The 21,128-nt window shown below is 74.3% G+C and carries 17 protein-coding genes; 11 read left to right on the forward strand and 6 right to left on the reverse strand.

Annotation, left to right across the window (positions count from 1 at the left end; genetic code table 11):
* The first annotated feature begins 47 nt into the window (after positions 1-47).
* A complete protein-coding gene (locus ACFWIS_RS16465) occupies positions 48-1,583 on the forward strand; it encodes an AMP-binding protein (protein WP_380456349.1) in 1,536 nt (511 codons plus the stop codon).
* On the opposite strand, the gene ACFWIS_RS16470 is transcribed toward ACFWIS_RS16465, so the two are convergent.
* Positions 1,576-2,343 carry a LuxR C-terminal-related transcriptional regulator gene (locus ACFWIS_RS16470; RefSeq protein ID WP_380456347.1) on the reverse strand — a complete coding sequence of 256 codons (768 nt, stop codon included), beginning with the start codon at positions 2,341-2,343 and terminating at the stop codon, positions 1,576-1,578. The genes ACFWIS_RS16465 and ACFWIS_RS16470 overlap by 8 nt on opposite strands.
* Before the next feature lie 150 nt (positions 2,344-2,493).
* Here ACFWIS_RS16470 and ACFWIS_RS16475 point away from each other — a divergent pair, with 150 nt between their 5' ends.
* Positions 2,494-3,318 carry a TIGR03084 family metal-binding protein gene (locus ACFWIS_RS16475; RefSeq protein ID WP_380456345.1) on the forward strand — a complete coding sequence of 275 codons (825 nt, stop codon included), beginning with the start codon at positions 2,494-2,496 and terminating at the stop codon, positions 3,316-3,318.
* Positions 3,319-3,504: 186 nt separating this feature from the next.
* On the opposite strand, the gene ACFWIS_RS16480 is transcribed toward ACFWIS_RS16475, so the two are convergent.
* The 3 genes from ACFWIS_RS16480 to ACFWIS_RS16490 all read right to left on the reverse strand — a co-directional run bounded on the left by ACFWIS_RS16480 (position 3,505) and on the right by ACFWIS_RS16490 (position 9,275).
* A complete protein-coding gene (locus tag ACFWIS_RS16480; RefSeq protein ID WP_380456343.1) occupies positions 3,505-6,720 on the reverse strand; it encodes an error-prone DNA polymerase in 3,216 nt (1,071 codons plus the stop codon).
* 157 nt (positions 6,721-6,877) lie between these two features.
* Positions 6,878-8,662: a DNA polymerase Y family protein gene (locus ACFWIS_RS16485; protein WP_380456342.1), complete on the reverse strand. Its 1,785-nt coding sequence runs from the start codon at positions 8,660-8,662 to the stop codon at positions 6,878-6,880.
* 1 nt (position 8,663) lies between these two features.
* Complete coding sequence (locus tag ACFWIS_RS16490; RefSeq protein WP_380523888.1) at positions 8,664-9,275, reverse strand: hypothetical protein; 612 nt, start codon at positions 9,273-9,275, stop codon at positions 8,664-8,666.
* A gap of 297 nt (positions 9,276-9,572) precedes the next feature.
* Here ACFWIS_RS16490 and ACFWIS_RS16495 point away from each other — a divergent pair, with 297 nt between their 5' ends.
* The 9 genes from ACFWIS_RS16495 to ACFWIS_RS16535 all read left to right on the forward strand — a co-directional run bounded on the left by ACFWIS_RS16495 (position 9,573) and on the right by ACFWIS_RS16535 (position 17,856).
* The gene (locus ACFWIS_RS16495; protein WP_380456388.1) at positions 9,573-10,286 is read left to right on the forward strand and encodes an ArsR/SmtB family transcription factor; all 714 of its coding nucleotides are present in this window, start codon (positions 9,573-9,575) and stop codon (positions 10,284-10,286) included.
* Entirely contained in the window at positions 10,283-11,125 is an 843-nt protein-coding gene (locus ACFWIS_RS16500; RefSeq protein ID WP_380456340.1) for an SRPBCC domain-containing protein, read from the forward strand. Before ACFWIS_RS16495 ends, ACFWIS_RS16500 begins: the two co-directional genes overlap by 4 nt.
* An 88-nt stretch (positions 11,126-11,213) precedes the next feature.
* Positions 11,214-11,786 (forward strand): dihydrofolate reductase family protein, encoded by a 573-nt coding sequence (locus tag ACFWIS_RS16505; RefSeq protein ID WP_380456338.1) that lies wholly within the window; start codon positions 11,214-11,216, stop codon positions 11,784-11,786.
* Between the two features lie 173 nt (positions 11,787-11,959).
* On the forward strand, positions 11,960-12,565 hold the full coding sequence (locus tag ACFWIS_RS16510) for a DinB family protein (RefSeq protein ID WP_380456336.1): 606 nt from the start codon (positions 11,960-11,962) through the stop codon (positions 12,563-12,565).
* 387 nt (positions 12,566-12,952) lie between these two features.
* The gene (locus ACFWIS_RS16515; RefSeq protein ID WP_380456335.1) at positions 12,953-13,600 is read left to right on the forward strand and encodes a hypothetical protein; all 648 of its coding nucleotides are present in this window, start codon (positions 12,953-12,955) and stop codon (positions 13,598-13,600) included.
* 200 nt (positions 13,601-13,800) lie between these two features.
* On the forward strand, positions 13,801-15,033 hold the full coding sequence (locus tag ACFWIS_RS16520; RefSeq protein ID WP_380456333.1) for an SUKH-4 family immunity protein: 1,233 nt from the start codon (positions 13,801-13,803) through the stop codon (positions 15,031-15,033).
* Between the two features lie 98 nt (positions 15,034-15,131).
* The gene (locus tag ACFWIS_RS16525; protein ID WP_380523890.1) at positions 15,132-15,512 is read left to right on the forward strand and encodes a hypothetical protein; all 381 of its coding nucleotides are present in this window, start codon (positions 15,132-15,134) and stop codon (positions 15,510-15,512) included.
* Positions 15,513-15,854: 342 nt separating this feature from the next.
* Positions 15,855-16,946 carry a DUF2332 domain-containing protein gene (locus ACFWIS_RS16530; protein WP_380456330.1) on the forward strand — a complete coding sequence of 364 codons (1,092 nt, stop codon included), beginning with the start codon at positions 15,855-15,857 and terminating at the stop codon, positions 16,944-16,946.
* A gap of 148 nt (positions 16,947-17,094) precedes the next feature.
* On the forward strand, positions 17,095-17,856 hold the full coding sequence (locus tag ACFWIS_RS16535; protein ID WP_380456386.1) for a MerR family transcriptional regulator: 762 nt from the start codon (positions 17,095-17,097) through the stop codon (positions 17,854-17,856).
* A gap of 112 nt (positions 17,857-17,968) precedes the next feature.
* Here ACFWIS_RS16535 and ACFWIS_RS16540 read toward each other — a convergent pair whose 3' ends face one another.
* Both ACFWIS_RS16540 and ACFWIS_RS16545 read right to left on the reverse strand, forming a co-directional pair.
* A complete protein-coding gene (locus tag ACFWIS_RS16540; protein ID WP_380456328.1) occupies positions 17,969-20,359 on the reverse strand; it encodes an FtsX-like permease family protein in 2,391 nt (796 codons plus the stop codon).
* Positions 20,356-21,081: an ABC transporter ATP-binding protein gene (locus ACFWIS_RS16545; protein ID WP_380456326.1), complete on the reverse strand. Its 726-nt coding sequence runs from the start codon at positions 21,079-21,081 to the stop codon at positions 20,356-20,358. The genes ACFWIS_RS16540 and ACFWIS_RS16545 overlap by 4 nt, the downstream gene beginning before the upstream one ends.
* Between the last annotated feature and the right edge of the window lie 47 nt (positions 21,082-21,128).

Genomic DNA, 21,128 nt, shown 5'->3' on the forward strand with positions numbered 1-21,128 from the left:
CCCGATCGGGGGTGTGCACGCGGTCCACCGGAGAGGACAGTGGGCGCATGCAGATTCCACTCTCCGTGATGGACTTCCTCGACCGGGCCGAGCTGGTCTACGGCGACCGGGTCGGGATCGTCGACGAACCGGTGCAGCCGGCCGAATCCTGGGGCGACCTCAGCTACCGGCGGGTCGCCGAACTCGCCCGGGCCCAGGCCGCCGGACTGGACCGGCTCGGCGTCGGGCCGGGCGAGCGGGTCGCGATCGTCTCGCACAACTCGGCCCGGCTGCTCACCTCCTTCTTCGGGGTGAGCGGCCACGGCCGGGTGCTGGTGCCGGTCAACTTCCGGCTGCGGGCCGAGGAGGTCGCGTACATCGTCGAGCAGAGCGGCGCCTCGGTGCTGCTGGTCGATCCCGAACTCGCCGACCCCCTGCACGGAGTGGTGGCCAAGCACAGGTTCGTACTCGGCGCGGACAGCGACGCCCTGCTGTACGACTTCGCCAACCCGCCCCGCCGGTACGCGATCTCCGAGAACGACACCGCCACCATCAACTACACCAGCGGAACCACCGCCCGCCCCAAGGGCGTTCAGCTCACCCACCGCAACGTCTGGCTGAACGCCACGCTGATGGGCCTGCACTACGGCGCGAACGACCGGGACGTGTACCTCCACACCCTGCCGATGTTCCACGCCAACGGCTGGGGCCTGCCGTTCTCGCTCACCGGGCTCGGCGCCCGGCACATCGTGCTGCGCAAGGTGGACGGTGCGGAGATCCTGCGCCGGGTCGAACGGCACGGGGTGACCTTCCTGTCCGGCGCGCCCGCCGTGGTGCAGATGGTGCTGGACGCGGCCGCCGACTGGGACGGCCCGGTGCCCGGCCGGGACCGGGTGCGGATGATCGTCGCCGGCGCGCCGCCGCCGACCGCGGTGGTGCAGCAGGTCGAGGAGCAGCTGGGCTGGGAGTTCATGCAGCTCTACGGCCTGACCGAGACCTCCCCGATCGTCACCGTCAACCGCTCCCGCGCCGAGTGGGACGCCCTGCCGGCCGCCGAACGGGCCGAGAAGCTGGTGCAGGCCGGCGCCCCGGCGCTCGGCACCCGACTGCGGGTCGACGCCCAGGGCGAGGTGCTGGTGCGCTCCAACACCGTGCTGGACGGCTACTGGCAGCAGCCGGAGGCCACCGCCGAGGCGCTGCGCGACGAGTGGTTCCACACCGGCGACGGCGGCACCCTCACCGACGGCCAACTGACCATCTCCGACCGGAAGAAGGACGTCATCATCAGCGGCGGGGAGAACGTCTCCTCGATCGAGGTGGAGGACTGCCTGTACAGCCACCCGGCGGTGGCCGAGGTCGCGGTGATCGGGGTGCCGCACGAGAAGTGGGGCGAGACGGTCAAGGCGCTGGTGGTGCTCCGGGAGGGCCAGGAGGCCGTCACCGAGGCAGAGTTGATCGCGCACTGCAAGCAGCGGCTGGCCGGCTACAAGTCGCCCACCTCGGTGGAGTTCCGGGCGGAGCTGGCCCGCACGGCCACCGGGAAGCTGCAGAAGTTCCGGCTGCGCGAGCCGTACTGGAGCGGCCGGGAGCGGCAGGTCAACTGATGAGCCCCGTCTCGCGTGCGGCGAGGGCGAGTTCGGTGCGGTTGCGGACGCCGAGCTTGTGCATCGCGGACTTGAGGTAGCCGGTCACGGTGTTGCAGGTCAGGCCCAGGTGGGCGGCGATCTCCGGGTTGGTCCGGCCGGTCGCCGCCCAGCGCAGCACCTCGTGCTCGCGCCGGGTCAACGGGCTCGCCGGTGGTGTCCGTCGGGGTTTCGTACGGTTCCAGGCCGCCGCTCCGGCCAGCGCCCGGGTGGCGGCCGCGGCCAGCTTGCCGACGGCGGAGATCCGGACGTCCCCGAACGGCACCACGGTGCGCAGCGAGGCGTACACCACGCCGTGCACGGTGTCGCCGTCCAGCAGCGGGACGGTGAGCATCGCGTACAGGTCGTCGGCGGCCACGGCCGCGTCGTACTGGTGCGAAATGGTCGTCGCCGCACGGTAGTCGGGCACCCAGGTGGGCGCGCGCTCGGCCAGCGCCCGGCCGCCGAGGCCCAGGCCGGCCGGGACGGGAACGTCGTGCAGCAGGTCCGCCCGGGTGCCCGCCCAGTGCCGCAGCACCATGCCCTCGCTCCCGGCGGCACCCCCGGGCAGCGGCTCGGGCACGCCGACCAGGCCGACGTCCACGCCGCACTCGGCCACCACCCGGCGGGCGAGGTCGCCGAGCACGGCGCGCCGCACCAGCTCGGCGGCGCGCGCGGCGAGTTCGGGGTCGTCGGGGGCGCCGTTCGGCACGGCGGGGAGGGGGTCCACGGCCCTGGTCATCGCGGAATTGTCACATGCGTCGGAGCCGGTGGCGAGAGTTCTGACGTGCGTGTTCCCCGGATCGGCGGGCGCCGGCGCCGGTCGGGGCGTAGGGTGCGGCCGCAGGCTACCGGCGGGTAGCAACTGCCCTGACCGGAGAAGGGGAAACCGATGACCGACCCGAACGCCCCGGACGACGTCCTGCACGGCCTGTTGGCCGACCTGCGGGCCGAGAGCGCCGCCCTGGACGCGCTGGTGGCCGGGCTGCCCGCCGAGGGCTGGGCCGGGCCCACCCCGGCCGAGGGCTGGACGGTCGCGCACCAGATCGCCCACCTCGCCTGGACCGACGACTGGACGGCACTGGCCGCCCGCGACCCGGAGGGCTTCACCGCCTCGCTCGGCGGCCGCTTCACCGAGCTGCTGGCCGCCGGGGCCGACCCGGTCGAGGAGGGCGCCCGGGAGGGGGCGGCCGCCGAACCCGCCGCCCTGCTCACCCGCTGGCGGGCCGGCCGGGAGGAGGCGCAGGCCGCTCTGGCCGCCGCCCCCACCGGCGTCCGGCTGCCCTGGTTCGGCCCGCCGATGAAGCCCGCCTCGATGGCGACCGCCCGGCTGATGGAGACCTGGGCGCACGGCCAGGACGTCGCGGACGCGCTCGGCGCGACCCGGGAGCCCACCGCCCGGCTGCGGCACATCGCCCACCTGGGCCTGCGCACCCTCGGCTTCGCCTTCGCCGCCCACGGCCTGCCCGCGCCGGAACACCCGGTACGGCTCGAACTGACCGCACCCGACGGGGTTTCGTGGGCCTTCGGCCCGGCGGACGCGACCGACGTGGTGACCGGCCCGGCCCTGGACTTCTGCCTGCTGGTGACCCAGCGCCGCCACCGCGACGACCTCGCCCTGACCGCCACCGGCCCGGTCGCCACCGCCTGGCTGCCGATCGCCCAGGTCTTCGCCGGCCCGCCCGGCAAGGGGCGGGCGCCCGGCACCGGAGCCTGAACGGGCCCGGGGCGGGCCCGCGCATAGACCGCGAGGTGGCCGAACGCGCCTATCGGAGGAGGCACCATGAGCTTCTACGAGCGGCACCGCCGTTCGACTTCGACCTGGACCTGAGCGGGCTGGTGCGCTACCCCGACTGAGTGGTTCAGTGAGTGGTCCAGTGAGTGGTCCAGGGCTGCGGCGGTCTCAGAGCCCGATCCGCAGCGGGGTGAGCCGGGTGGCGATCAGGTTGGTGGCGCCGCGATCGCGTTCGATGTGGCCGTGCACCAGCAGGCCGGCCCGGTCCAGGGCGGTGCGGCGCTGGGTCTCCCAGACCGGGCGGTTGCAGATCACGTTGATCAGGCCGGTCTCGTCCTCCAGGCTGAGGAAGAGCACCCCGCCGGCCGTCGGCGGGCGCTGCCGGTGGGTGACCAGGCCGCCGACCACCACCGCCGTTCCCGGTGGCACGTCCGGGAGTTGGGCGGCGCTGAGGGCGCCGCCGCGGTCCAGGTGGGCGCGCAGGTGCTGGAGCGGGTGGCTGGTGGCGGAGGTGCCGGTAGCCCACAGGTCGGCGATGGTCTCCTCGACCGGACTCAGGCCGGGCAGCTCCGGGGCCTCGGTACCGGGCGTGGTGCCGGGAAGCAGGTCGGTCGAGATCCCGGCGAACGCGCCCGCCGCCCACAGTGCCTGACGTCTCGTCAGGCCGAAGCAGTCGAAGGCCCCGGCCGTGGCCAGCGCCTCCAGGACGGGCGCGGGCAGGCCGGTGCGGCGGGCGAAGTCCTCCAGGTCGGCGTACGGCTGCCCGGCCGCGATCGCCTCGGCCTGCGGGGCGCCGATGCCGCGCACCGTCTCCAGGCCGAGCCGGATGGCCGGTTGCGGCCGGCCGGCGGTCAGCGGGGGCGCGGGCGTCGGGCCCCGGTAGGGCTCCAGGGTGGGGCGCGGTCCGCTGGCGTTGACGTCCACCCCGCGCACCCGGACGCCGTGCCGCCGTACGTCGGCGACCAGGCTGAGCGGCGAGTAGAAGCCCATCGGCTGGTTGGCCAGCAGGGCGCAGGTGAAGGCCGCCGGGAAGTGGTGCTTGAGCCAGGCGCTGGCGTACACCAGGTAGGCGAAGCTGATCGCGTGGCTCTCCGGGAAGCCGTAGTTGGAGAAGGCCTCGATCTTGCCGTAGACGTCCTCGGCGACCTCGGCCGGGATGCCGCGCTCGGCCATCCCGCTCAGCAGCCGTTCGCGCAGCCGGGCGACCCGCTCGTGGGAGCGCTTGGCGCCCATCGCCTGGCGCAGCCGGTCGGCCTCGGAGGGGCTGAACCCGGCGCAGTCGATGGCGAGTTGCATCATCTGCTCCTGGAACAGCGGCACCCCGAGGGTCTTGCCGAGGGCGTTCTCCATCAGCGGGTGCGGGCAGCCGGGCGGTTCCACCCCGGCGCGGCGGCGCAGGTACGGATGGACGGAGCCGCCCTGGATCGGGCCGGGGCGGATCAGTGCGACCTCGACCACCAGGTCGTAGAAGTGGTCCGGCTTGAGCCGGGGCAGGGTGGCCATCTGGGCCCGGGACTCGACCTGGAAGACGCCGACGGTGTCGGCGCGGCGCAGCATCGCGTACACGCCCTCGTCGTCGTCCGGGATGGTCGCCAAGTCATAGTGCAGGCCGTGGTGTTCGGCGATCAGGTCGCAGGCGTCGTGCAGTGCGGCGAGCATGCCGAGGCCGAGCAGGTCGATCTTCACCAGTCCGGCACCGGCGGTGGACTCCTTGTCCCACTGCAGGACGGAGCGCCCCGGCATCCGGGCCCACTCGGTCGGGCAGATCTCCCCGATCGGCTCCTTGGTGAGCACCATGCCGCCCGAGTGGATGCCCAAGTGGCGGGGCAGACCGTGGAGTTGGCCGGCGAGCGAGAGGACGTCGGCCGGGATGACGGCGTCCGCGCCGGGGGCGGAGCGGAAGTCGGTCTGCCGACTGAAGGCGTCCACCTGACCCTGCGGGTAGCCGAGCACCCGGGCGGCGTCGCGGATCGCCAGCCGGGGGCGGTAGGTGATCACATTGGCGACCTGGGCGGCGTGCTCACGCCCGTAGCGGCGGTAGACGTACTGGATGACCTCCTCGCGGCGGCGGTTCTCGATGTCCAGGTCGATGTCGGGCGGGCCGTCCCGGGCGGTGGAGAGGAAGCGCTCGAACAGCAGCCGGTAGTGGATCGGGTCGACGGCGGTGATCCCGAGGGCGTAGCAGACCGCCGAGTTGGCGGCCGAACCGCGGCCCTGGCACCAGATGTCCTGGCTCCGACAGAAGTCCACGATGTCGTGCACGATCAGGAAGTAGCCGGCCAGGTCGAGGTCCTCGATCACGTCCAGTTCCTTGGCCAGCTGGCGGCGGGCGGCGGCGTTGCCCGAGCCGAAGCGGGCCGGGCCGCCAGCCGCGACCAGGGCGCGCAGGTGGCCGATCTCGCTCTCACCCTCGGGGACGGGGTAACCGGGCAGTTCCGGGTCCAGCTTGGCGAAGTCGAAGGCGCAGGCCCGGCCCAGTTCGGCGGTGGCCCGCTGCACGCCGGGGAAGCGGGCCAGCCGGGCGGCCATCTCGCGGCCCGAGCGCAGGTGCGCGGTGCCGGACGCCCGCGTCCAGCCGGCCGCTTCCTGCAGGGTGCGGCGCTCCCGCAGGGCGGCCAGGCTCTGCGCGAGGCGGCCTTGGGCGGGGCCGGCGTGGTGGGCGTTGGTGGAGGCGACGGCGGGGATCCCGAGTCCGGCGGCGAGCGCGGCGAGGGCGTCGTTGCGCCGGTCGTCGCCGGGCAGCCACTGGTCGATCAGCTCGACGTACACGTTCTCGCGGCCGAACGCCTCGGTGAGGGTGTGGAGTCGACGCTCGGCGTCGCCGGTCGCGAGGCCCGCCGGGACCCGGCCGAGGCGGCAGCCGGTGAGCACCGCCCAGTGGCCGCCGTGCGCCCCGGCGAGCGTCGCGAGGTCGTACGCCGGGCGGCCCTTGGCGCCGCCGGCCAGTTGGGCGGCGGCGATCGCGGCGGAGAGCCGGCGGTAGCCGTCCGGGTCACGGGCGAGGACCAGGAGGTGTTCGTTCGAGTCTTCCTGACGGAGCGTCAGTTCGGCTCCGAAGGCGGTGGCCACGCCCGTCCCCCGGGCCGCCTCGGCGAGCCGGACGGCGCCGTAGAGGCCGTCGTGGTCGGTGACCGCCAGGGTCTCCACGCCCAGCCGGGCCGCCTCGGCGACCAGGTCCTCCGGGTCGCTGGCACCGTCCAGGAAGCTGAAGGCGGAATGGACGTGCAGTTCGGCCCAGGGTTCGTCGCCGTCGCTCCCGGCCTTCGCCGCAGGGGGTTCCCCGTCGGGACGGCGCAGCGGGACGACCGTGCGGTCCGGCGCGGTGCCGGTCAGCCGGCGGTGCAGTTCGCTCCAGGGGAGGGTGGGGTGGCTGGTGAAGCCCATCGGGTTGCCTTCGTCGTTCTGGTGCTGGTTCTGCTCCCCCCGGGGGGCCGGATCACCGGGATCGCGCGGAGCGCCGGGATCAAGCGGAGCGCCGGGATCAAGCGGAGCGCCGGGATCGCCGGGTCACCCGGGTCGCCCGGCTCGTCGGGATCGCCGGTCAGTCGTAGCCGGCCTCCAGGTACCACCCACCCCCCTCCACGGTGAGCAGCAGCGCCCGGCCGCCGTCCACCACCACCTGGAACCGGGCCCGGCGGCGGGCGAGCGACTGGTCCCACCAGTACTCGACCGCCGGCCAGGGCCCGGTCCAGCCCGCCACCCGTTCCTCGCGGCCCCCGACCACGACCAGGGCCGGCCGGGCCGACACCCCCGCCCGGCCGTCCACCGTGACCGGCCGGCCGGCCTCGTCCAGCACCCGCACCGGCGCCGGCTCGCGCAGCACCACGGCCGGCCAGAGATCCGCCGAGCGCTCCGCCAGCCGCCCCGGCCAGGGCGCGTCCGCCGGGGCCGCCGTCTCGTACGGCTCGCCCCACGGCACCCGGACCTGCTGCTCGCCCGGGCCGCGCCCGCCGGCCGGCTCGATCCGGCGCAGCCCGGCGTGCCCGAGCACCGCCTGCACCCGGGCCACCGCGCGCTCCACCCGGTCGTCCGCGACCGCTTGGCCCCACAGGGCGAGCTGGCGGCCCTGGTCCGGGGAGAGGCCGTCGGGGGCGAGCCGGAGCAGGGCGAAGCCCGTGCCGCCGTCGCTGAAGGTGCCCGCGCCGCCGGCGGTGAAGGTGCCCGCGCCCTGCCAGGCCTGGAGCTGCCAGCGGACCCGTTCGGCCAGCGCCGTCGCGGACAGTCGGCCCTCGTGCCGCCACAGCCGCGAGACCGTCCGGCCGTCCGCGCAGGCCACCTCGACGGCCACCCGGCGGCAGGTCAGCCCCGCCCCGGCCAGCCGCTGGTGCAGCTGCTCGGCCAGCGTGCGGGCGACGAACACCAGCGGCTCGGCCAGCGGCTCCGGCGGGTCGAAGCGCTGCTCGACGGCGAGGTCGGGCTCCGCGTCGCGCGGGACCAGCGGGCGCGGCTGCAGGCCCCGGGCCAGCCGGTGCGCGAGCGTCCCGGTCGGGCCGAAGCGGTCCGCGACCGCCTCGGGCGGCAGCGCGGCGAAGGCCCCGACGGTGGGCAGGCCGAGCCGCCCGAGCAGTTCGGCCAGCGGCTCGTCGCCCAGCGCGCCCACCGGGTAGGGGGCGAGGAACTCCGCCGTGCGCCCGGTGGGGACCAGCACCCCGGCGCGGGCGGCGAGCACGGCGGCGAACAGGCCGTCGGCGACGCCGATCCGGGCGTGGGGGGTGGTGGGGTTCGGGTTCCGGTTCGGGTGGGGGTCGGGGTCGGGGTGGGGGTGCGCTTGCGGTTGGGGCTCGATGGGCTCGGTGAGCTCGGTGAGCTCGGTGAGCTCGGTGAGCTCGGTGAGCTCGGTGAGCTCGGTGAGCGGCGGTTGGGCGGTCTGGGGCTCGGTGGGCACCGTGACCGCGCCGGGGACGGCGTCCGGGACGGGCGGTCGCCCGAGGGCGTCCGCCACCGCCGTACCGACCAGGGCCGCCAGCGCCTCCTCACCGCCGAAGTAGCGGCCCGGGCCCTTCACCGGGATGGCGCACAGGCCCGGACGGATCACCTCCACCCGGGGCGTGAACGCCTCCACCGCCGCGACCACCGGCTCGAAGCGGCGGGTCTCCGCCTCCGGGTCGCGGTCGCGCAGCTCCAGCTCCGGGCAGAGCCGCTGGGCCAGCTTGAGCCGCTGCCCCTGCCGCACCCCGGCCGCCCGGGCACCCGCCGAGCAGGCGAGGATCCGCCCGCCCTCGGTCACCGCCACCGGGTCGTCACCGGTGACGGCCACCACCGGCCAGTCCGGGCACCAGACCACCAGCACCCGGGGGGTCCGGTCCTCGTCGGTCGTCGTCGGCACGTCACACCACCGCCGCCACGAGCGGTACCGCCGGTTCGGTCACGGACCGTGACTGCTCCCGGACCGGGCGCACCGCGCCGTTCTCGTCCGGCAGCCAGAGCCGGGCCGTCCGGCCTCGCACCGCCGAGCCCCGGCCCTCGGCCACCACCTCCACCTGCCGCCCGGCGAGCTGCCCGTGGCCGTCCCCCAGTCCGAACCAGCGCCCGGACCGCACCCCCAGCCGCAGCACCGCGCCCGGCCACGGCCCGGCCACCAGCAGCACGCAGCCGCTGCGCCGCAGGACGGCGGCCAGCCGGGTGGCCAGCTTGGGCGGCACCGGCCCGTCCGGGCGCAGCATGATCAGTTCGACCGCGCCGGCCAGCACCGACACCACCTCGGGCCAGTGCTGCCCCGGGTCGTCCGCGACCAGCAGCCGGCGCAGGTCCAGCCCGTAGCCCTCGGCGGCGGCGAGCCCGAGGTCGGGCAGTCCGACCGCCGCCGCCCAGCCACCCCCGGCGTCCCGGACCCCGGCAGCCAGCGCCAGCAGCAGTCCGGCGTCCCCGCCCGCGACCGACACCGCCGTACCGCGCCGCAGTCCGCCGTCCGGCAGCACCTCCCGCAGTGCGGGCGGCACCGGCACCAGCCCACGCCCGGTCGCCGGCCGCCCGTCCTCGGGCACGGCAGCCGGGAGCGCCGCCGACCGCAGCGCGGGGCGTTCGGGCTGCTCAGCGGCAGATTCGAAAACAGATTCGAAAACGGGCACAGCCCCAGGATCGAACATCCGTTCGCAAAGATTCAAGTCCACCCCACCGCCCTCACCCGTCACACTCCGTGTAGACCGCGCCGAACGCGTGAACTCCCTTGGGCCGATCGGGCGACCGACAACCCTTTTTTCCTTGACGACTTTTTTTGTCGGATGGACGCTGGAACGGTGCTGGACGTCGCTGTGATCGAAGAACCCGCCGCGGCCGAGGCCTCCCTGGACCCGATCCGGTCCCGGATCCTCGCCGCCCTCGCCGAACCCGGCTCGGCCGCCAGACTGGCCACCCGCCTCGGACTGCCCCGGCAGAAGGTCAACTACCACCTGAAGGAACTTGAACGGCACGGACTCGTCGAACTCGCCGAGGAACGCCGCAAGGGCAACGTCACCGAACGGGTGTACCGCGCCACCGCCGCCTCCTACGTGATCTCCCCCAGCGTCCTGGCCGCCGTCAGCCCGGACCCCTCCCGTGCACCCGACCAGCTCTCCGCCCGCTGGCTGCTGGCCCTGGGCTCCCGACTGGTGCAGGAGGTCGGAGCCCTGCTGACCGGCGCCTCCCGGGCCGGCCGGCGGGTCGCCAGCTTCGGCATCGACGCCCAGGTGCGGTTCGCCTCCGCGGCCGACCGGACGGCCTTCGCCGAGGAACTGGCCCAGGCCGTCGCCACCCTGGTCAGCCGCTACCACGACGAGTCCGCCCACGGCGGCCGCAGCCACCGGGTCGTCGTCGGACTGCACCAGATCCCCTCGGCACCGCACCCCGGCACCGAGGCCCACCCCCAGGCAGACCCGGCCGCAGCCCCGGCCGCCGATCCGGCTGTCGATCCCGCCGCCGATCCCGCCGCCGATCCGGCTGTCGCCACGCCCGAGCAAGGGGGCCGGAGATGACTCACCCGTTCGAGATCGAACTGGAGACCACCCTCCCGGCCACCCCCGACCAGGTCTGGGAGACGATCGCCACCGGACCGGGGCTCGACTCCTGGTTCATGGGGCGCAACGAACTCGACCCGCGCGAGGGCGGGACCGCCAGCATGGAGACCGGGGGCCACCGCGCGGAGGCCGTCATCACCGCCTACGAGCCCGGCAAGCGGCTGGCCACCCGCACGACCACCGCCGAGGACGGCCGGTTCATGGCCTTCGAGTACCTGATCGAAGGCCGCGACGGCGGCAGCACCGTGCTCCGCGTCGTTCACAGCGGCCTGCTCGGCGACGACTGGCAGGACGAGTACGACGCGCTGGGCCGCGGCTGGCCGTTCCACCTGCACACGCTCCGCCAGTACCTCGCCCACTTCCCCGGACGCACCGGCACCCCCGTCTTCGCCGCGGCCCCGGCGGCCGGGCGACCGGACCCGGAGGTCCGGAGCACCCTCGCCCACGCCCTGGCACTACGACTCCCGGTCACCGTCGGCGCCCGGGCCCACGCCGAGCCGGCCGGGCTGCCGCCGCTGGACGGCGAGGTGGTCTGGGCGGACGACGAGCGCTTCGAACTGCGCACCGCCGACGGGCTCTACACCTTCCACCACGGCGCGGGGACGGTGCTGATGTGCCATCACCTCTTCGGGCCGGGGGCGGCGGACGGGGGCGGCGGACGGGGTCGGGGGTGGGGCTGGAGCTGGGGCGGGGGCCGAGGCCGAGGGTGCCTGGCAACGGTGGCTGGCCGGGCTCCTCGCCTGACGTTGCTCCCGCTGCGGCAGCCGCGGAGCGGACAGAACCACTGGCCCGCCTGAACAGCTGACCGACCAGAACCGACCCACGAGAACCGACCCACGAGCACCGACCCACGAGCACCGACCCACGAGCACCGAGGAACCACTCATGCGCACCCTGATCAGCACCGCCTTCATCTCGCTCGACGGCGTCGTCGAGGCCCCCGGCGGCGAACCCGGCTACCGGAACTCCGGATGGACCTTCAAGGACGTCGAGTTCCTCCCCGAGGCCTACGAGATCAAGGGCCGGGAGCAGGAGGAGGCCACCGCCATGCTGATGGGCCGGGTCAGTTACCAGGCCTTCAGCCCGGTGTGGCCGGACATGGCGGAGTTCGCCCGCTACAAGACGCTGCCGAAGTACGTCGCCTCCACCACCCTCACCGAGGCCGACCTCGTCCAGAACTGGGGCGAGACCACCATCCTGCGCTCGGTCGACCAGGTCGCCGCCCTGAAGGAGACCGAAGGCGGCCCGATCATCCTCCACGGCAGCGCGACCCTGAACCACGGCCTCTCGGACGCCGGCCTGATCGACCGCTACCACCTGCTCGTCTACCCCCTGCTGCTCGGCGCCGGCAAGCGCCTGTTCAGCGCCACGGACAAGGACGCCCAGAAGCTGGAGCTGGTCGAGCACGAGGTCTACGGCAACGGCCTGCAGAAGCAGGTCTTCGACGTCGTCCGCTGAGCGGGCACTCCCCCTGCTCCCTCCTCCCCTGGCGGCCGGGCCCGTCGCGGACCGCCGGGGGCGGTGGGCCCCGGACCGGGGCACGGCAGTGGTCCGGCGGCCCTGACGGCCCTGACGATCCGTCCGAGGGCAAAACCGGTGGACAGGTTGGCGCAGATCAACAGACTTGCCCCATGACGGCGAACGACGACAAGAACGACCTGCGGATCTACGTCCAGGACGCCCGCGACGCCCTGCTGTGGAAGCTGGACGGCCTCTCCGAGTACGACCTCCGGCGACCGCTCACCCCCACCGGAACCAACCTGCTGGGCCTGGTCAAGCACGTCACCGGGGCCGAGGCGCTGTACCTCGGCGAGACCTTCGGACGCCCCTTCCCCGAACCGACCCCGCTGTGGATCGTCGGCACCGCCGAGCCGAACGGCGACCTCTGGGCCCGGGCGGACGAGAGCACCGAGGAGATCCTCGACCGCTACCGCCGGGTCTGGGCCCACTCGGACGCCACCATCGAGGCGCTGCCGCTGGACACCGTCGGCCGGCTCCCCTTCGGCAACCGCCCGGAGCAGACCCTGCACCGAGTACTCGTCCACGTGATCGCCGAGACCCATCGGCACGCCGGCCACGCCGACCTGGTCCGCGAACTCATCGACGGCGCCACCGGGCAACGCTCCGACGGCGCCAACACGGCCCCCGGCGACACGGCTTGGTGGCGGGCCCACTACGACCGAGTGGAGCGGGCCGCCCGGGAGGCGGACGGGCGGGAAGCGGACGGGCAGGCGTGACGGGTTCGGGCGTGACGGGTTCGGGAGCGGCAGGTTCGGGAGCGGCAGGCATGGCGGACGGTGGGGGCATGGCGGGGTGGCGGGTGTAGTGGGCATGGGGCAAGGGTCAGGACGGCCGTCCGGTGTGAGGACTGCGGGGGTGTCGCCGTTCGGAGCGCGCCGGGCAGTTCCTCCACGGTGGACGGGAGTTGTGGTGGGACGCCGAAATCCACCGTCCTGCGGACTGAACATGTGCGAGCACTCGGGCCCGGAGCCCGCACGGAGGACGTTCGCGCCGCACTGCCGGCCACTCACGGACCGGCCCGGCTGCGGCTCTCCGGGCCGCTCGGCGATCCGGTGGCTGCGCTACGGGTGCTGCGCGAGGGATCCGGGGACTCACTTCGAGCGGTGCGCGAACTGCTGCATGAGCTGCGGGAGTTCGGGCTGAGCGGGACGGCCTTCGAGATGGCGTGGTGGCGGGTTCGGCTGACCGAGCGGGCGGTCGCGGCGGAGGTCGAGGAGGGCTTCGGGCGGGCGTACCGCTACGTGGGGCCACCGGAGCTGCGGCCGTCGACGGCGGGTGGGTGCGAGGGCTTCGGCGGTCAACCGGTCCGGACGGCGGGCGAGTTCGCCGCCTGGGCGGAGGCGCGGGCGGCGGCGGAGTTCGTGGAGCCGTTCACCTTCGTGGTGGACCTGGGCGGGGCGCTGCGGCTCGCTCCGCGTCGCAGTGAGCATGTGGTCTGCGCGGGCGGGGAGTCGGTGCTGAGCGCCGGGGAGGTCGGGTTCCGGCGGGCGGACGGCGGGGGCCGGGAGGTCGGGGCGGTCAGCAACCTGTCCACCGGCTACTGCCCCGACGTCACCTCCTGGCCGGCCGTCGCCGCCGCCCTCGACCGGCTCGGGCTGCCGCACCCCGGCGGCTTCACCCACGCGGTGGTGTTCCGCCGCTGCCCGGGGTGCGGGCGCTGCGGCATCGTCCGGGAGGGGCACTACGTCTGCGTGTTCTGTGACGGGGACCTGCCGGAGCGGTGGAACGTGGACGACCCGGCGCTGCCGTAGAGCCGCTCCGGGCGTCGCCCGGCACAGCGGGGCCGTCACCCTGGCCTGGCCGGCGGGTGTCGGCCCGGCTGGTGACCCGGCTGGTGACCTGGCTGGCGGCCGTCGGCCCGGGGAAACCCCCGTGGCACTGTCGGATCGGCCCGCTAGGGTCAGGGGGTCAGGGGGAACGGTGAAGGGCGGGGCGCGTGGGGTGTGTGCGAGTGGCCGGGGTTCCGGGCGGGGTGGTGCACGAGGGGAGCCGGGAGTTCCTGGTGCGGGAGGGACTGCCCGCCGCCGGGGCGTTCCTGGACTTCGGGGTGCTCGACGGCGGCTCGCTGAAGGCCTTCCCGAGCACCGGGGCGGAGCGACTCTTCGTCCTCGGGGAGACGGACTACTGCATGCCCTTCGCCGCCCTCGGCAACCTGGTGCTGCTGGACGGGACGACCGGTGAGGTGTTCCTCGGCAACGGCGGCCCCCGGCGGGATCCGCTGGCCTCCGACCTCGCCGCGCTGGCCGCGCTGATCCGAGAGGTGGAGGCGGTGGGCGAGGCGGCCCTGCGCCCGGACGCGCTCGACGGGCGGCGCGGGCCGGCGGTGGTGGCCGAGGTGCTGGCCGGGGCCGAGCGGCGGATGAGGGACATCGATCCCGCGCTGTTCGGGCGCGCCGCCGCGCCGGACGCCACGCCTGAGGCCGCGCCCGATGTCGTGGACGCCTTCGTACCTGACGCCGTGGACGACGCCACGCGCGGCGCCGGGTACGGCATCGCGCCGGCGCACTGGGGGACGGCGCTGCTGGTGCGGGCGCTGGCCTGGGGCGCGCTGCCCGGCGGGCCGGGCGGGCCCGCGTACGAGGTCGGCCCGGAGCTGGTGGCCGAGCTGGCGGCGCTGACCGACGAGGACGGCGGTGCGGGCCTGGTGCACCGGTTCCGGCCGGAGGGGCTGCCCGCCGCCCTGGTGCACGAGCCCACCCGACGGCTGCTGACCGAGGTCGGGCTGCCGCTCGGCGGGGCGATGTTCGGGGCGTGCCAGGAGCCGCTGGTCACCATGGCGGAGGCCTACCCCGAGTACTTCGACGGCGAGGAGGAACGCCCCTACCAGCGCGACTACCTCGCGCTCGGCGACTGGCCGACCGACCTCACCATCGCGCTGGACGGCGTCACCGGCCGGCTCGAACTGCCCGACTGGTACGACGACGGCCAGCCCGAGGCGTACCTGAACCGCGACCTGTCCGCCCTGCTCTACGCCCTGTGGACGTACGAGCGGCTGCGCGCCGAGTGGGAACGCTGGGAGCACGGCCGGGGCCGGGACACCTGGGCTGTGTTCGATCCGCAGTCGCTGCTGAGCACCGTGGTGGACCGGCTGGTCGAGGGCGTCGACCCGGAGGCCTTCGCCTCGCCCGGCCGCTCCTGGCGGCTGCTCGCCGAGGACGGGCACATGGGCGGCCTGCTGGGGTGATCGGGCCGGGGCCGCCCCGGGGAGCGGGGCTGGATGGGGCTGGGTGGGGCCGCGCGGTCCGCGCCCGGCCGGGACCGCCACGCCGGTACGCTGCCCCGGTGACGAACATCCGTACGGCGGCCGGGCGAAGACAGCTGATGCTCCTGGGCATCAGCGCCGCCCTCTCCCTCGCCTCGGCGGGCGGGCTGTACGCCCTGCTGTACGTACGGTCGCTGGACTACGGGGAGCGCTGCGAACGCGGCCTGGTGTCCGGCGGTGGGCGGTTACTGGAGACGGGGGCATCCTGGCTACCGCCGGACGCCTGGTGCCGGTTCGAGGACCGGAGTCTGTCCACCACCCCCTTCTGGGCGCTGCTGCTGTTCTACGCGTTGCTGACCGTGATGGTCTGGTCGCTCACCTCACTGCTGCACACCGTCCGTCCGCGCACCGACCCGGGGCTGGACTGGCAGCCGGGGCACGGCGTCGGTCCGGGGCGGTAGGCGGGCTGGTAGGCGGGGCGGTGGGTGGGGCGGTTCGCTGCCGTGGTGGCGCAGTGACCGGGACGGCGGCGGCGCTCGCCGCGGCCGAACTGCCGCTCAGCCCCAAGGAGAGCGCAGCGATCTCGCCCTCGGAGACCTTGCCGCGCCGGTTCCACTCCTCTCCCACTCCTCTCCCGCTTGGGCCGCCCCGATCACGGCGGCGGTGCCGAACCGGCACGGGCGCGGGACTCTCCCCGGCGGCGGTTCAGCGCCCGTACGGCGGACGGCGAAAGGCACGGCCAAGGCCGAGCCGAGATCGATTGGCAAGACCCGACCAAGGTCGGCGGAAAAGGAGCACGGAACATGGACAACAACGGCGCCACGGCGAGCCATTACCTGGCATTTGCGGAGCGGGAGGCGCGCGGCAACTCGCCGGTGTACCGGGAACTGGCCGAACGGACGGCCGGGGACCAGGAGTTGATCGACTTGCTGGACGGACTGCCGACCGCGAAGCGGCAGCCGAACCTGCTGTTCGGTGCGGTGCGGCACCTCGGCGGACCGGTGACGGACGGCTGGCCGGCCTTCCGCGACTGGACGGTGACGCGGTGGGCCGAGGTCTCGACGACGATGCTGGAACGGCGCACCCAGACCAACGAGGCGGGCCGCTGCGCCACCCTGCTGCCACTGCTGGCCTCGCTACCGCAGCCGCTGGCGCTGATCGAGGTGGGCGCCTCGGCTGGGCTCTGCCTGTACCCCGACCGGTATCGGTACCGGTACCGGTCGGGGTACGCGGGTACGGGCGGTACCGGCGGTGAGGTGAAGGCAGTCGGTGAGGTGAAGGCAGTCCGTGAGGTGGAGGCAGTCGGTGAGTTCGGGGCCGTGGGGAGCCCGGTGACGCTGGACTGTTCGGTGAGCGGGCCGGTGCCGATGCTCGATGCCCTGCGGGAACAGCTGCCCGAGGTGGTGTGGCGGGCCGGAATCGACCTCAACCCGCTGGACGTCCGCTCCGAGGACGACATGCGGTGGCTGGAGTCACTGGTCTGGCCGGAGCAGACCCACCGTTTGGAGCGGCTGCGCGGCGCGGTCCGGATCGCCCGGGCCGAACCGCCGCTGCTGGTGCGCGGCGATCTCAACGAGACCGTACGGGATTTGGTGGCGCAGGCACCGGCGGGCTCGACGCCGGTGGTGTTCCACAGCGCGGTGCTCGCGTACCTGTCGCCGGAGGAACGGGAGGAGTTCGCGGCGACGATGCGAGAGCTGCCCGCCCGCTGGATCTCCAACGAGGCGGTCTCCGTCCTGCCGACCGTCGCGGAACGCCTCCCCCACCCGGCCCCGGCCGGTTCCGGGCTGTTCGCTCTCGCCCTGGACGAGCGGCCGGTCGCCTTCACCGGGCCGCACGGGCAGTCCCTGGAGTGGTTCGCCGAGGACGGAGACCGATTCGCCGCCCGGGCTTGAAACTGCCGCAGCGGCAGCTTCTACCGTCGTGACCGGGGCCGGAGGAACCGGCCCCGGTCCGAGCGAACGTGCACGTCGATGGACGTGGGACGAGACCCGGAGGACGGGATACGAGAGGGGAGGGGAGGAGATGGCAGAGGAGACGGCAATGGCCTGGCCGATCGCGGAGGTCGCCCGGATGTCGGGCGTGACCGCCCGGACCCTGCGGCACTACGACGAGATCGGACTGCTGCCTCCCGCCCGGATCGGCTCCAATGGGCATCGCTACTACGAGGAGCGGCAGTTGCTGCAACTGCAGCAGATCCTCGTCCTGCGGGCCCTGGGCGTGGGGCTGACCGAGATCTCCCGGATCATCGGCGACCAGGTGGACGAGTTGGAGTCCTTGCGGGGCCACCACCGCCAACTGGTCGCCGAACGCGACCGGCTCGACGCCCTCGCCGCCACCGTCTCACGCACGATCGCCGACCTGGAACGCTCCCGGAAGGACGGCACACCCATGACCGACATCAACCGACCCGAGAACCTGTTCGAAGGCATCCAGCCCGCCGACATCGACGTCAGCCTGCGTGACTTCCCCGAGCACGCCGAAGCGGCCCGGCAAGCGACCGCCGCGATGACCCCGGCCGAGATCGAGGCCGGCCAGCGTGAGCGGACCGCACGGATGGTCCGCCTGGCGGAGCTGATGGCCGCCGGCCACCCGGCCGGTGCCGAGCCCGCCCAGCGCATGATCGACGAGGAGTACCGGATGCTCAACGGGCTCCGCACGGTCCCGCCGGAGGAGTACCTCGCCATCGCGCGCTCGTGCACGGAGAACGAGCAGTGGAACGCCGCGTACGAGGCCATCGCCCCGGGGCTGGCCGCCTACCAGCGCGCCGCCATGGAGGCGTACGCGGCGGCACGGCTCTCCTGAGCCGAGCTCTGGGTCCGCTTCCGGAGGGGGCGGGCCCATCGGGGCGGCCCGGCGGAGGGGGGCGAGCTCGGAAGCCGCTGCCCTCTCCCCCGCGGTCACTCCGTCCCCACTGTCACTCCGTCCGCAGCGCCGTGACCGTCCGGGTGCGGGCGGCCCAAGTGGCCGGCAGGAGGGCGCCGAGCAGCGCCAACACCAGGCCGCCGAGTATCAGCGGACCCACCACCGACGGGGCGAACACCGTGAGGTCCTCGTCCGGCACCCCGATCCCGGCGGCGCGGGCCATCGCGGGCATCACCAGATGGTGCACCGCGATCCCGATCGGGACCCCGATCAGCCCGGCCAGCAAGCCGCTGCCGCAGACCGAGGTGAGCACCATGCCGACGGTCTGCCGGGGCGACATCCCGAGTGCCTTGAGCACCCCGAGGTCGTGCACCCGTTCCCTGGTGTCCAGCAGCACCGTGTTGAGCACCCCGAGCCCGGCCACCACGGAGAGCAGCAGTGTGAGCATGCCCGCCAGGGTGTTCATCGCCAGCACCACGATGTTGAGGTGCTCCTCTCCGGGGTCGGCGCTCAGCCCCATCGGTTCCACCACCGCGTCCAACCCGTCGGCGTAGACCTTGGCGTCGGTGCCCTGGGTGAGGTCGATGTGGAAGGAGAGCGCTTCGGGGTGGACCGCGCCGCCGAGCGGATCCAGCGAGGCTCGGTCCATGAACAGCAGGTCCTCGACGGTCAGGACCTCGCCGGTGATCTTCGCCGGGGTGCTGCGCCCGTGGTCGGTGAGGGTGACGGTGTCACCGACCTTCGCCTGGTTGGCCCGCAGGAAGGCTGCGCCGACCACCACCTCGCCGGGGCCGTGGAACCAGCGACCCGTGACCAGCTGGAAGCCGCTCCAGGAGGCATCGCCGGTGAAGGCGACCAGCTGGGAGCGTCCGGTGTTCCCGGCCACGGTGGCCGAGGTCGGCACGCTGCTGTACCAGGCCCGGGTGCCGGGGCGGGACTCGATCGCCTTCCGCACGGCCGCCTCGTCCACGTGGTCGACGGGCTTGGAGCCGTCGAACGGGGCCTGGACCACGACCTTGCCCCCGCGGTCGGCCGTCAGGCCGTTCTGGAGCGAGCCCAGGGAGAGCGTCAGACCGACGCAGAGGGTGACCCCGACCGTGCCGAGCACCACCGCGGCCGCGGTGGTCGCCGAGCGGCCCGGCCGGTTCAGCGGGGACGCCAGCCCGAGGCTGAGGGCGCGGGGCACCGGCAGCCGGCCGGTCAGGTTCTGCATCCGGGTCGGCAGACCGGCCGCTGTGGCCCGTCCCGACGCGCCCCTGGCGGCCGCCCGCCTGGCGCCCGGCGCCGTCCGGCCGACCGCGAGCGCCTCCACCGTGCGCAGCCGTCCGGCCCGCAGCGCGGGCACCAGCGCGGTGCCGGCCACCGCGCCCAGGGCCACCACCGCGACCACCACGTCCACCCAGGTCGGGATGCCCAGCAGCCCTCCGCGCAGCGCCTTGTGGGCGATTCCGAGCACCGGCACGGACAGCAGGTTGCCCCCGACCACGCCCAGCGCGGTGCCGATCCCGGCGGGGATCAGCGCCTGGCCGACGTAGGCGCGTGCCACCTGGGCCGGGGTGAAGCCCAGGGACTTGAGGATGCCGATCCGCCGGGTGGCGGCGCTCACCGCGCCGCTGACCACGACGCCGATGATCAGCACCGACATGGCCAGGCCGAGCACCCCGAAGGCGGTGACGAAGGGGACGAAGGTCGAGGCCGTCCGGTTCGCCTCCGCCTGGGCGGGCCGGTTGGTGGTCGCCTTGATGAGCGCGCCGCTCGGCACCGCGGCGGCGATCGCCGCGTGGTCGGCCTCCATCTCGGCGTCGCTGCCGGCGTGGGCGAAGCGGTAGAGGTACTGGGCGGCGGGCGTGGTGCCCGGTGCCGTCAGCCCGGCCACCTGTTCGGGGGCGACCCAGCCGTCCGCGCTCCAGGAGACCGAGTCTGCCAGGCCGACGACCTTGAGCGTCGGGTGCCCGGGCAGATCAGGGAACTGCGCGCTGTCCCCGACCGCCAGCGGTGAGTGCCCGTTCAGGAACACCACCTCGCCGGGGCCCGCGACCCAGCGGCCCATGGTGATCCGCAGGTCGTCCATCGGGCCGTCCTGCGCCCGGCCGACCAGCGTCATCGGCGGCAGCAGGCTGCCGGCCGGCGGGATCCTGGTGTCCTGGCCGGCCCGCGGCTGGAGGGTGACCGCCGGGTAGGGCCCGGACGAGGCCGTCACCCCGGGCGCGTGCGCGGCCGCGGCGAGTTGGGCGGGGCTCGCCTTGGTCTGGTCGTACAGCACGTTGAGGTGCGCGCCGTGCTGGTCGGTGAAGGAGCGCTCATACGGGGCCTGGGCTGCGACCAGCAGCCCGAGGGCGAGGATGCAGGCCGTCACGGACATCATCGTGGTGAGCACCATCACCAGGGTCTGCACCCGCTTGCGGCCGACCCCGGCCCGGACCACCTTTCCCATCGCGTTCATGCGCCCGCTCCACTCCGGCCGCCGGCCACCTGGGCGCCGGCCGTGTCCCGGATCAGGCGGCCGTCGAGCAGCTCGATCGTCCGGTCGGCGCAGGCCTCGGCGAGCGCGGTGTCATGGGTGACCAGCAGGATCGTCTGGCCCTCCGCGTTGAGCCGGCGGAGCAGGTCGCGGACGTCGGCGGCGGAGGTGCTGTCCAGCGCCCCGGTGGGTTCGTCCGCCAGCAGCAGCGGCGGGCGGTTCATCAGCGCCCTCGCCACCGCGACGCGTTGGCGCTCACCGCCGGAGAGCCGCCCCGGGAAGGCCTTGGCGTGCCGGGCCACCCCGAGCCGCTCCAGCAGCTCCCCGGCCCGGGCCCGGGCCTGCTCCCGCCGCATCCCGGCGAGTTGGGCCGGGAGCAGCACGTTGTCCTCCACGTTCAGGTCGTCCAGCAGGTTGAAGAACTGGAACACCATGCCGATCCGCGTCCGCCGGTACTCGGCGAGCGCGGCCTCGCCGAGCTCGTGGACGGCCACGCCGTCCACCTCGACTCCGCCCTCGCTCGGGCGGTCGAGGCCGGCGATCAGGTTCAGCAGCGTGGACTTGCCACTGCCCGAGCGGCCGAGCACGGCCAGCGCCTCTCCCGCCCGCACCTCGAGGTCGAGTTCGGCCAGAGCCGGACGGGCGGCGTCGGTTCCGTCGTACGTCTTGCTGACGCCACGGATCCTGATGATCGGCGCGTTCACGGGCCCTCCACGGTTCGCGGTCCGGCGCCGGGGAGACCCGGGCCGGC

This window comes from Kitasatospora sp. NPDC127060, assembly GCF_042724935.1.
In the GTDB taxonomy this organism is placed as follows: Bacteria; Actinomycetota; Actinomycetes; order Streptomycetales; family Streptomycetaceae; genus Kitasatospora.